This is a genomic window from Janthinobacterium sp. GW823-FHT06H09 (genome assembly GCF_058794735.1).
On sequence record NZ_JBXAHC010000004.1, the window covers coordinates 1 to 14,193 of the forward strand.

At 60.1% G+C, this 14,193-nt stretch carries 12 protein-coding genes and 1 pseudogene; 10 read left to right on the forward strand and 3 right to left on the reverse strand.

What is annotated here, in order from left to right:
• Positions 1–638 precede the first annotated feature (638 nt).
• The 3 genes from AC1Q6X_RS07070 (at position 639) to AC1Q6X_RS07080 (ending at position 4,114) form a co-directional block, all read left to right on the forward strand.
• Positions 639–1,931, forward strand: coding sequence for a sensor histidine kinase (locus AC1Q6X_RS07070; protein ID WP_121668793.1), 1,293 nt, complete (start codon positions 639–641; stop codon positions 1,929–1,931).
• A gap of 68 nt (positions 1,932–1,999) precedes the next feature.
• Positions 2,000–2,758, forward strand: a complete 759-nt coding sequence (locus AC1Q6X_RS07075; protein WP_492496073.1) for a LytR/AlgR family response regulator transcription factor — start codon at positions 2,000–2,002, stop codon at positions 2,756–2,758.
• Between the two features lie 165 nt (positions 2,759–2,923).
• Positions 2,924–4,114 (forward strand): PAS domain-containing sensor histidine kinase, encoded by a 1,191-nt coding sequence (locus AC1Q6X_RS07080; protein WP_070219463.1) that lies wholly within the window; start codon positions 2,924–2,926, stop codon positions 4,112–4,114.
• A gap of 45 nt (positions 4,115–4,159) precedes the next feature.
• Here the strand turns inward: AC1Q6X_RS07080 and AC1Q6X_RS07085 are convergent, their stop codons facing one another.
• The 3 genes from AC1Q6X_RS07085 to AC1Q6X_RS07095 all read right to left on the reverse strand — a co-directional run bounded on the left by AC1Q6X_RS07085 (position 4,160) and on the right by AC1Q6X_RS07095 (position 7,071).
• A complete protein-coding gene (locus AC1Q6X_RS07085; RefSeq protein ID WP_046682561.1) occupies positions 4,160–5,107 on the reverse strand; it encodes a porin in 948 nt (315 codons plus the stop codon).
• Positions 5,108–5,417: 310 nt separating this feature from the next.
• Positions 5,418–6,068 (reverse strand): class I SAM-dependent methyltransferase, encoded by a 651-nt coding sequence (locus tag AC1Q6X_RS07090; protein WP_492496075.1) that lies wholly within the window; start codon positions 6,066–6,068, stop codon positions 5,418–5,420.
• 61 nt (positions 6,069–6,129) lie between these two features.
• Complete coding sequence (locus AC1Q6X_RS07095) at positions 6,130–7,071, reverse strand: CysB family HTH-type transcriptional regulator (protein ID WP_034751505.1); 942 nt, start codon at positions 7,069–7,071, stop codon at positions 6,130–6,132.
• A 160-nt stretch (positions 7,072–7,231) separates the two neighbouring features.
• On the opposite strand from AC1Q6X_RS07095, the gene AC1Q6X_RS07100 reads away from it, so the two are divergent.
• The 7 genes and pseudogenes from AC1Q6X_RS07100 (at position 7,232) to cobA (ending at position 14,106) form a co-directional block, all read left to right on the forward strand.
• Positions 7,232–8,005, forward strand: coding sequence for a sulfite exporter TauE/SafE family protein (locus tag AC1Q6X_RS07100; RefSeq protein ID WP_070219465.1), 774 nt, complete (start codon positions 7,232–7,234; stop codon positions 8,003–8,005).
• Between the two features lie 81 nt (positions 8,006–8,086).
• Positions 8,087–9,775, forward strand: coding sequence for a nitrite/sulfite reductase (locus tag AC1Q6X_RS07105; protein ID WP_070219466.1), 1,689 nt, complete (start codon positions 8,087–8,089; stop codon positions 9,773–9,775).
• A complete protein-coding gene (locus AC1Q6X_RS07110) occupies positions 9,768–10,328 on the forward strand; it encodes a DUF934 domain-containing protein (protein ID WP_492496078.1) in 561 nt (186 codons plus the stop codon). The genes AC1Q6X_RS07105 and AC1Q6X_RS07110 overlap by 8 nt, the downstream gene beginning before the upstream one ends.
• 9 nt (positions 10,329–10,337) lie before the next feature.
• Positions 10,338–11,054 carry a phosphoadenylyl-sulfate reductase gene (locus tag AC1Q6X_RS07115; protein WP_492496080.1) on the forward strand — a complete coding sequence of 239 codons (717 nt, stop codon included), beginning with the start codon at positions 10,338–10,340 and terminating at the stop codon, positions 11,052–11,054.
• A 27-nt stretch (positions 11,055–11,081) separates the two neighbouring features.
• Positions 11,082–11,996: pseudogene (gene cysD / locus AC1Q6X_RS07120) on the forward strand (sulfate adenylyltransferase subunit CysD); the annotation flags it as partial.
• A complete protein-coding gene (locus tag AC1Q6X_RS07125; protein ID WP_121668790.1) occupies positions 11,996–13,312 on the forward strand; it encodes a sulfate adenylyltransferase subunit 1 in 1,317 nt (438 codons plus the stop codon). The pseudogene cysD and the gene AC1Q6X_RS07125, both read left to right, overlap by 1 nt.
• 29 nt (positions 13,313–13,341) lie before the next feature.
• The gene (cobA, locus tag AC1Q6X_RS07130; protein WP_492496083.1) at positions 13,342–14,106 is read left to right on the forward strand and encodes a uroporphyrinogen-III C-methyltransferase; all 765 of its coding nucleotides are present in this window, start codon (positions 13,342–13,344) and stop codon (positions 14,104–14,106) included.
• Positions 14,107–14,193: the final 87 nt, after the last annotated feature.

Consider the following 14,193-nt stretch of genomic DNA (forward strand, 5'->3'; position numbering starts at 1 on the left):
TGCATGTGTAAGGCATGCCGCCAGCGTTCAATCTGAGCCAGGATCAAACTCTTCAGTTTAATCTCTGTTACTTTGCCGTTTTACCGGCACCGTCTTGCGACGGGTCGCTCACTCAAAAAACTGACAGGCTACTTCCGAAGAAGTATCCTATTTCATTATTTCTTGTGAACATTTGATATTTTAAGTTAGACGCCAATCCGAAGATTGACGCTGCACTGACATCAAATGCCCACACTTATCGACTGTTAATTGTTAAAGAACTGTATTCGGTGCTACTTTCGCGCTATCGACAAAGCGTTGTGTTTGTCAGCTGCGAAGAAGGAAGAGTATGAAGCGTTTCGGCTCATTCGTCAACCTTCTTTTTTCACCCTGCTTTACTCGGCATTTGCATGCGTCGTTCAGCGAGGGGGCGAATTATAGCCCTGCGCCGCGCGGCCCGCAAGCGCTATTTTCCCGCGCTCACCGCCCAGCAAGCCTTGTCTTCACTTCAAGCGCCTTTTTGTGCAGCCTGTCGCAATCGGCTGGCGTAGTTCGTGGTCTTTAGGCACAGTGGCAATATCAGACTCTGACGCTACTCAACAAGGGGTTAAACTTGCACGCTGCGTCGATTAAACTCTAGTACTTGAAAGTGTCCCCTCATGCTTCCGATTTCCAGCCTGCCCCAATTGTTGAAAACCATCCTCGCTTGGTTACAACGGGCATTCGACGCGACGACAACCTGGGTCACCCAACTGTCTTGGTGGAAATTCTTCCTGTTCGCTGCACTGGCTCTAATCGCCGGCTCCATTTTGCAAGATGAGCTGTTCTCGTCCAGCCCGGACGAAGAAGTGGTCATCAAGTCGCATAAACGCAGCAGCAAGGGTTCGGGGGAAACCAATATCCTGATCGACGATACGGGCATCCATTTCAATCCCCGCAGTGGCAAGAATCGCCGCAGCAGCGCGGCCGAGGCGGCCAGCGATCCAGCCGATGCCGCCGAGGCGGACGCAAAAGCCAGTGCCGTGCCGCCGGAACCGCCGCAACCACCAGCCGCCCCCGCCAAGCCCAACTATCCGGTGACCACCAATGCTTCAGGGGAAGAAGTCCATATCGAATTGCCGCCGCAAATCGGCGAAGAGTTGTCGAATGCCATCGAAGAAGCGGTCGATGATGCCGCCGAGCAAAAAGTGTCGCGCTACCACCAGCAAGCCTCGACATGGTTCAAGAGTTTTGTCTCCTTGCTGGTGTTGGCCCTGTTCGCCATGAAGGCCCTGGTCGGCGGCAAGAAGCGGGCCGAAGCGGAAACCGTGACCGCAAATGAGGCGGCCGAGCGCGAATCCATGCAGCGCCAGCTCAGCGAGGCGAAGATGCAGATGATGCAGGCGCAAGTCGAGCCGCACTTCCTGTTCAATACGCTGGCCTCCGTCGAACACCTGATCCAGGTCGATCCGCCGCGCGCGGCCAAGATGCAGCGCAGCCTGATCCAGTATCTGCGCGCCGTGCTGCCGCAAATGCGCGACAACGCCCTGATTACCAACCTGGGCCGTGAGGCGGACATGGTGCAAGCGTACTTGAATCTGCTGAAAATGCGGATGGAAGAACGCCTGACCGTCGACTTCCAGATTCCCGACGGCCTGCGCAGCGCCGCCTTCCCGCCCATGATGCTGCAATCGATGGTGGAAAATGCCATCAAGCACGGCCTGGAAGTCAAACCGGAAGGCGGCACCCTGCGCATCGTGGCCGAAGTGGCGCACAGCAAGCTGCGCGTGACCGTCACCGATGACGGCCTGGGCTTTGGCGTAGTGCCCAGCGATGGCACGGGACTGGGTTTGCCCACCATACGCGAACGCCTGAAGCTGCTGCATGGCGACGAGGGCAGCCTGACCATTACGCCAAATCAACCGTCCGGCGTGTGCGCCGTGATCGAAGTGCCATATCAATTGTCCAAGTAAGACAGAGTAGTTGATAAAAACGCTAAATCATTGAATAATCAATCTTCGCCTGTTCACACTTGAGACCTATGCCTACCGCTATTATTGCCGACGACGAAAGACTGATGCGCGACCAGCTACGCCTGCGCCTGGGCCAGGCATGGCCTGAACTGGAAATCATCGGCGAAGCCAAGAATGGCGACGAGGCGATCGAACTGGTGGAACAACTCAAACCCGATTTTGCCTTCCTCGATATCCGCATGCCGGGCAAGACGGGCATGGAGGCGGCGCAAGCAATAGGCAGCAAGACGCATATCGTCTTCGTCACTGCCTATGACAGTCACGCCGTCGAAGCCTTCGAGCGGGGCGCCGTCGACTACGTGCTCAAGCCGCCCGAGCATGAGCGTCTGCTGGTGACGGTGGAGCGCCTGAAAATGCACTTGAACAAGCCGGCGCTGGACGTCAACAGCAGCGTCACGGCCATGCTGTCGCAGCTGGCGGAAAAAATCACGGCCAAGCCCACGTATTTGCAATGGATACAGGCCAGCATCGGCCAGGACTTGCGCATGATCCCCGTGGAAGAAATTTTATTTTTCCGTTCGGATGAGAAATACACGTGCGTGCAGACGGCCAAGTATGAGGCGCTGATCCGCAAGCCCGTGCGCGACCTGGCCGAAGAGCTCGACCCTTCGCTGTTCTGGCAAATCCACCGCGCCACCCTGGTCAACGTGAATGCCATCGAAGGCGTGACGCGCGACATCCGCGGCCGTCACCTGGTACTCATCAAAGGCAAATCCGACAAGCTCGAAGTGAGCCGCAGTTTCCTGCACCTGTTCAAGCAAATGTAAGACTCCGCCGCCGCCCGGCCCAGGCCGGTGCTGCGCCTTGATCTCTTCCTTTCCCCTTCCTGCGCCACATCAAGCCGCGCCGCACCAGCAGGCATAGGCTAGATAAAGTCCAACTCTCCATCGCTGTCCTGTCTGCCTTCGTACACGTTCGCAAGGAGAAGCCCCATGCCCGACCGAGGCAGTCCTGCACTGCTGCGCATCTTGCCGCTGGGTATGGCGGCAGCGCTTTTGCTGTGCCTGTTTCCGCCACTGAAAGCCCGCCGGCAGCAGCAGGCGCGCGGACAAGCCATCATCGACAGCGCCAGCGACGCCATCATCAGCATCGACAGCCAGCAAATCATCCTGCATGCAAACGCGGCAGCGGCCAGATTGTTCGACGACACGCCGGCCGGCATGCGCGGCATGCGCCTGGGTCACTACATCCTGCGCGACTTGCGCACCCTCGGCGGCCTGGGCCAGCACGATGGCGAGCCGCCGTTTGGCGATATCAGCCAGGAACTGCGCCTGACGGGCCGGCGCGCCACCGATTACACCTTGACGGGACGGCGCAGCGATGGCGTCATGTTTCCCCTCGAAGGATCGCTCTCGGCCATGCAGGAAGACGGCCACAGCGTCTTTACCATCATCGTGCGCGACATTACGGCGCGTCAGCAGATGCATGAACAGCTGGCCCGCTCCTTTTCGCAATTGCGTGAATTGTCGAGCGCGCTGCAAACCATCCGCGAAGAAGAACGCAAGCATATCGCGCGCGAACTGCATGATGACCTGGGGCAATTGCTGGCCACCTTGCGCGTCGACCTGACCCTGGTGCGCCAGCACACGGACACCACCGCGCCCCTGCAAGCCCTGCTGCACAGCATGGACGGCTTGCTGGTGACGGCCATTACCTCGCTGCGGCGCATCGCCAGCAACCTGCGCCCGCGCGCGCTCGATGAAGGGGGATTGTATTTTGCGCTGCAAAAACTGCGCCACGACTTCCTGCTGCGCCGCGCCATCCATTTCGACTTGCTGGCCGACGAGGCTGACCTCGTGCTCGACGACGCGCGCAGCACGGCCATCTACCGCATCGTGCAGGAAGCACTGACGAATATCGCGCGCCATGCCGAAGCCAACCACATCACCATCGCCCTGCACCGCATCGATTCCTCGCTGGCCATCACCATCCAGGATGACGGCCGCGGCATTGCCGAACACGACCTGGAAAAAGCCACGGCACTGGGGCTGCTGGGCATGCGCGAGCGGGTCTGGGGCTTGAACGGCAGCATACATATCGGCGCCGATAGCGAGCTGGGCGGCACACGCATCGACATCTCGCTGCCCATGAATGCCGAGGCGGCATCCGCGGCGATGCAATAAAAAAGGCGCCCACAGGCGCCTTTGCTTCGTCACATCGAATGATGCTTAGAATTTGTGTGCCAGACCGATCTGGTACGAAGTCAGCGACTTGACGCGCTCGCGGCCAGCGTAAGCGTACACGTCGGTGCGCTTCGACAGGTGGTAATCATAACCGACGCCGAATTCCTTGATGGTGTCCTGATCCTTGAACTTGTTGTTGCTTTGCTCTTGCTTGCCATACGACACTTTGGCATCGCCGCCGCCCACCGTGTAGTTCAGGCCGATCAGGTAGGACTTGAATTCGCCAGTCGTCGCAACCTTGGTGTCGCCTTTCGAGTAGGCGGCCGTGATCTTGGCCGGGCCGAATTTATAGCCGCCACCGATGGACCACAGGTCAGGCTTGGCCGCCGTTGCCGTTGCTTGCACGGCTTTTTCGTAGCCGGCGTGCAGGCTGATCGGGCCATTGTCGTAGGTTGCCAGGCCGATCACACCCGCGTCAGCGCTGTTGACTTCGCTCAGCACGTATTGCAGGCTGCCCACGAAACCTTCAAAGCTTGGGCTGTTGTAGGTGACGGCGTTGTTGACGCGCGACGAGCCGACGCCCGAACGCAGCAGGGTTTCATTGTTCTTGCCGACCACGCCGTAGGTGTTGAATGGGTCGACGCGGGCGATGGTGCCATCGACCAGATTCTTGGTGCGGCCCAGGATGGCGGTACCGAACGCGCCTTTCAAGCCCACGTACGCTTGACGGTCGAACAACACGCCTTTTTGCGCACCGGTGTCGGCCAGGAATTCACTTTCCAGGTTGAAAATTGCGGACAGGCCGCCACCCAGATCTTCCGTACCCTTGAAACCGAGGCGCGACGCATTGTTTTCGCGTTGTACCGTCGGCTGGCCAGTGGTCTTGGCAATACCGAGGTCAACCAGGCCGTACACGGTGACGTTCGATTGTGCTTGTGCCGTAGCTGCTGCGAAGGTGCCGATGATCAATGCTGCCAGAGTAATTTTTTTCACTTGAGATTCTCTACATTAGGTTGGACAAGAATGGTGCTGCTTAGCTGCTGAACCGAATCATGCCCACGAAATACTTCAACAATATGACATCGACAAGATGTTGTTTTTTGGAACAACATCTTGTCAGATAAAAACAACAGGCGAAAAAAAACCGCCCGGAGGCGGTTCATGCGGCGGCAAGGCCTATTTACCGTAGGTCGGATTAGCGGGGCAAGGCCACGCGTAATCCGACTAGCACCTTCGGCAACGCCTGTCGGATTACGCCCTACGGGCTAAGCCGACCTACCGATACCATATAGACAGATCAGCCTTACTTCAGACGGCAGCTCAACAGCCAGTAGTATTCCAGGCGCTTCATGCGGATTTCGCGGGCCGAGTGGGCAAACTTCTTGCGCAGGTGGCTATCCGATGGGAAATTCTTCAGCACTTCATAGCGCTCGCCCGCCTCCGTCGTGCGGAACTGGTGCGTATTGCCTTCCAGGTCGGTGCGCGCGATCACGGTGCTGCTGCCATCGACATAGGAATTGTCGATCAGCACCAGCAGGATGTCCTTGCCCAGCTTCGTGCGCAATTGCTTCAGATATTTGTCCTGGTCTTCGCGCTTGACGTGCGACCACCAGAAGCCCGCGAACACGGCCGTGAACTTGCCCAGCATGTCGTCGGGAAAGTTGAAGGCATCGAGCTTGGCGAAGGTGACGTTGTCGGGCAAGCCGCGTGCCTGGGCCAGCGCCAGCATTTCATCGTTGATATCGGTGGCCAGTACGGACTCGGCCGACTCGGCGACCACTTCCGTCCAGTAGCCGGTGCCGCAAGCCAGTTCCAGCACGGTGTGGCCTTCCAGCACGTCGGCGACCTTGTCGCGCAACACTTCCAGGTCTTCCTGGCGTTCGGGCTTGTCATAGACGCGCTCGTACTGCTGCGCGATGGTGGCGTAATATTTGGCAAGCTGATCGGTAATCATTGTTTCTTCTCTTCTTAAATAATCTTGGCCAGGCACCTCGCCCGGCCGACTTCATGCATTGTTATAGTTCGTAGTGCTCTTTATCACCGCTCATCGCCTGCTCGATGAGCTTGCGGTTCAAGGTCGGCGTCAGCAACTCGATAAAGGTATAAATATAGCTGCGCAAATACGCGCCCTGCTTGACGGCCACGCGCGACACATTCATGCCGAACAGGTGCCCGACAGGGATGGCGCGCAAGCCTTTGTCGCGCTCGGCATCGAAGGCCATACCCGCTATGATACCAATCCCCATGCCCAACTCGACATAAGTCTTGATCACGTCGGCGTCGATGGCCTCGAGCAAGATGTCCGGCTTCAGGCCGCGCAGCACGAAAGCGTGGTCGATCTTGTTGCGTCCGGCGAACGCGCTGTCATAGGTAATCAGGGGGAAGGCGGCGATTTCTTCCAGGGTCACGGACTTCGATTTGAGCAGCGGATGGTCGACGGGCACCACCACCACGTGTTCCCATTGATAGCATGGCAAGGTGATCAGGCCATCGATGGCGGCGATCGATTCCGTGGCGATGGCGAGATCCGCCTGGTCGCGCTGCACCATCTCGGCGATCTGGCGCGGATTTCCTTGCAGTAAAGACAATCGCACCTTCGGGAACTTCAGCATGAAGGCTTGCACCACCTTGGGCAAGGTGTAGCGCGCCTGTGTATGCGTAGTGGCAATGGTAAAGCTGCCGCTGTCCTGCGCCGCGAATTCCTTGCCGATGCGCTTCATGCTGTCGATTTCCTGCATAATCAGCTCGACGGACTCCAGCACCAGGCGGCCCGGCTCCGTCAAGCCGCGGATGCGCTTGCCGTGGCGCGTAAAAATATCCACGCCCAGCTCTTCCTCCAGCTCGATGATGGCTTTCGATACGCCCGGTTGCGACGTGAACAATGCCTTGGCGGCGTCCGTCAGGTTGTAGTTCTGCCGGACCGCTTCGCGCACGAAGCGCAGTTGATGGAGATTCATTGCTGGTTTGCCCTAGATTGCCGTGATTTGCCGAGTTTCCGCCCCACCCATGATTTTGCATGCATGCATATACGCATATCGCATATAAGCAAATGCGTACTTAGTAGTTTGGAATAAACACTAAGTTTATTACTATTGCGAGTACTTTGGGGGTGCAAGCATGACTTTGTCTTATATAGTCTCAGGATTTGCCGTAGGATTACTCGTAGGAATGACCGGCGTGGGCGGCGGTTCGCTGATGACGCCGCTGTTAACTCTGCTGTTTGGCGTACCGCCTTCCGTGGCGGTGGGTACCGACCTGGCATTCGCCTCGATCACCAAGAGCGCCGGCACCCTGACGCACCGCCTGCGCGGCACCATCCGCTGGGATATCGTCAAGCGCCTGTGCATCGGCGCCCTGCCCGCCGCCGTCATCGCGACCCTGGCGCTCAAATCGTTTGGCACCCTGTCGCCGCAAATCGGCCAGATCATCCGTTATTCGATCGCCGGCTCCGTGCTGCTGACCGTCGTGGCACTGATCTTCAAGGGCCGCATGCTGGCCTGGATCAATGCCCACCCTGAGAAACAATTACAAGGCAACAAGCTTGCCGCCGCGACCATCATTGCCGGCGCCGTGCTGGGCGTGCTGGTGACGGTCTCGTCGATCGGCGCCGGCGCCATCGGCGCGACCTTGCTGGTGATGCTGTATCCACGCATGAGCTCGGCCGAAGTGGCGGGCACCGACATCGCCTACGCCGTGCCCCTGACGGCCATCGCCGCGCTGGGCCACTGGTGGCTCGGCTCCATCCACTGGGAATTGCTGGCTTCCTTGCTGGTCGGCTCCCTGCCCGGCATCACGCTCGGCTCCTGGGTCGCGCGATCCGTGCCGGAACAGTTTTTAAGAGTCTTGCTGGCGATGACCTTGACCGGCGTGGCAGTGAAGCTAATCTATTAATGACCGAACAAGTGACAAGAGCAGTATCAAGAACATCATCCCAGGCAATCTTCCAGCACCCCGGCTTTTTTAGGAATTGATATGTACCATTACGATCAGTACGACCACCTCATCATCAAAGAACGCATCGCCCAGTACCGAGACCAGGTTGCGCGCCGTATCGCCAATGAACTGACGGAAGAGGAATTCATTCCGCTGCGCCTGCAAAACGGCCTGTACATGCAACGCCACGCCTACATGCTGCGCATCGCCGTGCCGTACGGCTTGCTGTCGTCCAAGCAGATGCGCATGTTCGCGCACATCGCGCGCAAGTATGACCGCGGCTATGGCCACTTCACCACGCGCCAGAACATCCAGTTCAACTGGATTGAGCTGGAACAGACGCCCGATATCCTGACGGACCTCGCTTCCGTGGAAATGCACGCGATCCAGACGTCCGGCAACTGTATCCGTAATACAACATCGGACCCGTTTGCGGGCGTCGCCGCCGATGAAATCATCGATCCGCGCCCATACGCGGAAGTATTGCGCCAGTGGAGCACCTTCCACCCCGAGTTCATCGCCCTGCCGCGCAAATTCAAGGTCGCCATCAATGGCGCCGAGGAAGACCGCGCCGCCATCGCCGTGCACGACATCGGCTTGACGGCCGTGCGCAACGAGGCCGGCGAAGTGGGCTTCAAGGTGATGGCCGGCGGCGGCATGGGCCGCACGCCGATCCTGGGCAGCGTTGTGCGCGACTTCCTGCCGTGGCAGCACTTGCTCACGTATATCCAGGCGATCATGCGCGTGTACAACCTGCACGGCCGCCGCGACAACAAATACAAGGCGCGCATCAAGATTTTGCTGAAAGCCATCGGTGTGGAAGAATTCACGCGCCAGGTGGAAGCGGAATGGGTCGATTTGAAGGATGGTCCGGAAACCTTGACGGCCGAGGAAATGCAGCGCGTGGCGGACTTCTTCAATCCGCCCGCCTACCTTGCCCTGCCAGAACTCGACTACCAGGCCGAACACGCGGACAACAAGGCGTATGTGAACTGGCTGGCGCGCAACGTCAAGCCGCACCAGCGTCCTGGCTACGTGGCCGTGGTACTGTCCCTGAAGAAAACGGGCGTGCCGCCAGGCGACGCGACGGCCGAGCAGATCGACTTCGTGGCCGATCTGGCCGACCGCTACAGCTTTGGCGAACTGCGCGTGACGCATGAACAAAACCTGGTGCTGGCCGACGTGGAACAGTCGAAACTGTTCGCACTGTGGCAGGAAGCCAAGGCGCACGGCCTGGCCACGCCGAACATCGGCTTGCTGACGGACATGATCTGCTGCCCGGGCGGCGATTTCTGCTCGCTGGCGAACGCCAAGTCGCTGCCGATCGCGGCCGCCATCGCGGAACGCTTCGACAGCATCGACTTCCAGCACGACATCGGCGAGATCGAACTGAATATTTCCGGCTGCATCAATGCCTGCGGCCACCATCACGTGGGCAGCATCGGCATCCTCGGCGTCGACAAGGATGGCAGCGAATGGTATCAAGTGTCGATCGGCGGCGCGCAAGGCAACAACGCGGCCATCGGCAAGATCATCGGACCATCGTTCTCTTCCCTGCAGATGCCTGAAGTCATCGGCCGCCTGCTGCACGTCTACGTGCGCGACCGCCATGAAGGCGAGCGCTTCGTCGATACGGCCCAGCGCCTGGGCCTGGCGCCGTTCAAGGAACACGTATATGCAACGCCGATCACGGTCGGCAACCTGGTGGGAGAAGACGAATATGTTTGAAGTACGCGAAGAAATCATCAAGAACGCCGCCGTGGTGCCGAATACCTGGGGCTTGCTGCGCCTCGATGAGACCGACACGCCGGAAACGGTGGTCGTGCCTGCCGGCAAGGTCATCGTCCCCCTGCCCGTGTGGCAAGCCCAGCGCGAGACCCTGACGGCGCGCCTGCCCGACATCGGCGTGTGGCTGGCCAGCGACGAACGGCCGGAAGACCTGGCGGCCGACGTGGCGCAACTGCCCGTCATCGGCGTGGACTTTCCGAAATTCACGGATGGCCGCGGCTATTCCATCGCGTTCAATTTGCGCGCCCGCCTGGGTTTCCAGGGTGAATTGCGCGCCATCGGCGACGTGCTGCGCGACCAGCTGTTTTCCATGCACCGCGTCGGCTTCGATGCATATGCGACGCGTCCGGACCGCAGCATCCATGACGCCCTGAAAGGTTTGTCGGTCTTTTCGGAAACCTACCAGGCGTCGTGGGACCAGAAATCGCCGCTGTTCCGCCGCCACCACCGCGAAGGCCAGAATCCTGACCTCGACAACGCGGCCGGCATCTGAGGACCCATCATGAGCGATCTGACTTCTTTGATTCACGCCACCGAGCAAACGCTGACACGCATCGCCGCGGATTTTTCGCCGGCCGTGTTCGCGTCCAGCCTGGCAGCCGAAGACATGGTGCTGACCGACATGATTCTCAAGGCAAAGCTGCCGATCGGCATCTTTTCCCTGGAAACGGGACGGCTGCACCAGGAAACCCTGGCCGTGCTCGACAAGGTGAAAACCCGCTACGGCCACGACATCACCCTGTACCGCCCGCAGCCGGAGCTTGTCGCTTCCTACGTGGAACAGAACGGCCTCAACGCCTTCTACAACAGCGTCGAGATGCGCCGCGAATGCTGCCGCATCCGCAAGGTCGAGCCGCTGGGCCGCGCCCTGGCCGGCAACAAGGCCTGGGTCACGGGCCAGCGCCGCGCCCAGTCCACCACGCGCGCCGAATTGCACGTGCAGGAAGACGATGCGGCGCATGCGATGACGAAATTCAATCCGCTGGCCGACTGGTCCGAGCAGGATGTGTGGGACTATATCCGTGCCAACGACGTGCCGTACAACGCGCTGCACGACCAGGGCTACCCGTCCATCGGCTGCGAACCGTGCACGCGTGCCGTGCAGCCGGGCGAAGATGTGCGCGCCGGGCGTTGGTGGTGGGAAAACCCCGACTCCAAGGAATGCGGCCTGCACACGGTGGACGGCAAGTTGATCCGCATCAAATCCGTGGCAGCCTGAACAGACACACAGAACAAGAAAGCATCCAATATGAGCAATATTTTGAACCAGCGTCACCTCGACAGCCTTGAATCGGAAGCCATCCACATCATGCGCGAAGTGGCGGCCGAATCGGCCAATCCCGCCCTGCTGTTTTCCGGCGGCAAGGATTCCGTCGTCCTGCTGCGTTTGGCCGAGAAAGCCTTCCGCCCAGGCAAGTTTCCATTCCCCCTCGTGCATATCGACACGGGCCACAACTTCCCGGAAGTCATCACTTTCCGTGATAAAAAGGTGGCGGAACTGGGCGAGCGCCTGATCGTCGGCTCCGTGGAAGACTCGATCAAGCGCGGCACCGTGCGCCTGCGCAACCCTGCCACGGATTCGCGCAATGCGGCCCAAGCCGTGACCTTGCTGGAAACCATCGCCGAACACGGTTTTGACGCCTGCATCGGCGGCGCGCGCCGCGATGAAGAGAAGGCCCGCGCCAAGGAACGCATTTTTTCGTTCCGCGACGAATTCGGCGCCTGGGACCCGAAAGCCCAGCGTCCGGAACTGTGGGACTTGTATAACACGCGCGTGCATCCCGGTGAAAACATGCGTGTCTTCCCCATCTCGAACTGGACGGAGCTGGACGTGTGGCAATACATCGCCCGCGAGAAACTGGAATTGCCACCGATCTACTTCGCGCACGAGCGCCAGGTGATCCCGCGCAACGGCCTGCTGGTGCCGCTGACGGATCTGACGCCGCCGCGCGACGGCGAAACGGTGGAAACGCAAGTCGTGCGCTTCCGCACGGTGGGCGATATCTCGTGCACCTGCCCCGTGTCGTCCGATGCGGCGACGGTGGACGCCATCATCGCCGAGACGGCAATCACGCAAATCACGGAACGTGGCGCCACCCGCATGGATGACCAGACCTCCGAAGCCTCGATGGAAAAACGCAAGAAAGCAGGGTATTTCTAATGAACGCAGCAATCTCCAGCACCACTCTCACCGACAGCGTTGAACGCGGCATGTTGCGCTTTATTACGGCCGGTTCCGTCGATGACGGCAAGAGCACCCTGATCGGCCGCTTGCTGTTCGACAGCAAGGGCATCTTCGCAGACCAGCTCGACGCCATGTCGCGCTCCAAGCACAAGCGCACGGTGGGCGACACGGTCGACCTGTCCTTGCTGACGGACGGCCTGGAAGCGGAACGAGAACAAGGCATCACCATCGACGTGGCCTACCGCTACTTTGCCACGCCGAAGCGCAAGTTCATCATCGCCGACACGCCGGGCCATGAACAGTACACGCGCAACATGGTCACAGGAGCGTCCACGGCCGACGCCGTCATCATCCTGATCGACGTGTCGAAAGTCAAACTCGGTGACGACGGCAGCGTGGAACTGCTGATCCAGACCAAACGTCATTCGACGATTGCCCATTTGCTGCAGATCGAGCACGTGGTCGTGGCCGTCAACAAGATGGACCTGGTCGATTATGATGAAACGGTGTACAACCGCATCGTCGCCGCCTACCGCGAATTTGCGCAGTCGCTGGGCCTGAAGGACATCACGCCGATTCCATTGTCCGCCTTGACTGGCGACAATGTCGTCGAGCGCGGCGACAAGCTGGGCTGGTACACGGGCCCGACCCTGATCGAGCTGCTCGAATCCTTGTCCGTCTACGACGAATCGCACGACACGCCATTCCGCTTCCCCGTGCAGCTGGTGGCGCGCCACAACGGCCACGAAGCGAACGATTTCCGTGGCTACATGGGCCGCATCGAGGCGGGCAAGGTCAGCATCGGCGACACCCTGGTGGTGCAGCCATCGGGCCAGACGGCGACAGTGAAAGACATCGTCACCCTCGACGGTTCGCTGCCGACGGCCGTGGTGGGCCAGTCCGTGACCCTGCTGCTCAATGAATATCTGGACATTTCGCGTGGCGACTTGCTGGCCAGTAGCGAGCGCCCCGCCACCTTGCTCAAACAGGTAGTGGCCGACGTGTGCTGGCTGTCGGAAGACGCGCTGGACCTGCGCCGCAAGTACTGGATCAAGCACGGCACCAAGCAAACGGCGGCCAAGGTGACGGCGATCGAGTCGATTCTCGACATCAATACGCAGCAGCGCCATCCGGCCGAAGGCTTGAAATTGAACGACATCGCCCGCATCAGCCTGAACGTGCAGCAGGCGCTGGCGGCCGATGCGTATGCCGATATCCGCGCCACGGGGGCATTCATCCTGATCGATGAAGTCACCCACCAGACCGTCGCCGCGGGCATGGTCCGGCTGTAAGCCGCGTCCCCACCAAGAAAGGCAGCCATATGAACAGCTCCCCATCTCTCCCCGGCAAGGTCTACCTGATCGGCGCCGGCCCCGGCGCGCAAGACCTGATGACCTTGCGTGGCGCCCGCCTGCTGGCGCAGGCCGATGTCGTGCTGCACGACGCGCTGGTCACCGAAGAGATGCTGGAGCTGTGCCCGCAGGCGCAAAAAATCCTGGTCGGCAAGCGCTGCGGCCAGTTGTCGACGGCACAGGCCTTTATTAACAAGCAACTGGTCGACAACGCGCGCAAGCATGCCGTCGTCGTGCGCCTGAAAGGGGGCGATCCCATGCTGTTCGGCCGTGCCGACGAGGAATTGCGGGCGCTGGAAGAAGCGGGCATCGCCGTCGAAGTGGTGCCCGGCATTACCACGGCGCTGGCGGCGGCGGCCGCAACACAGCAGCCGCTGACCAAGCGGGGCGTGTCGCGCAGCGTGGCCTTTTTCACGTCCAGCACGGCGCCGGGCGAACCGGACCAGACGCGCATTCCCGACTGCGATACCCTGGTGCAATACATGGGTGGCCGCGAAGCCATTGCCACGGCGCAGCGCTTGCTGGCCCAAGGCCGCCGTGCCGACACTCCGGTGGTGGTGATAGAAAACTGCAGCCGCCCGGACCAGCGCATCGTGCGCCTGACGCTGAGCGCCCTGGCGCACGGCCTGGGCGACACCCACGGCCCCGTGCTGGTGATGCTGGGCGACGCCATGGCCGCGCGCACGCACCAGGCCATCGAAGAAACGGCCGCCATTCTGGCGCGCCATGCTTGAATAAACACAGCGTATTTTACCGACTTTAAAGTCAGTAACCGACGTCTTCCGGGGAAACATGATACGATGCTCACGCATCTTTTCTCG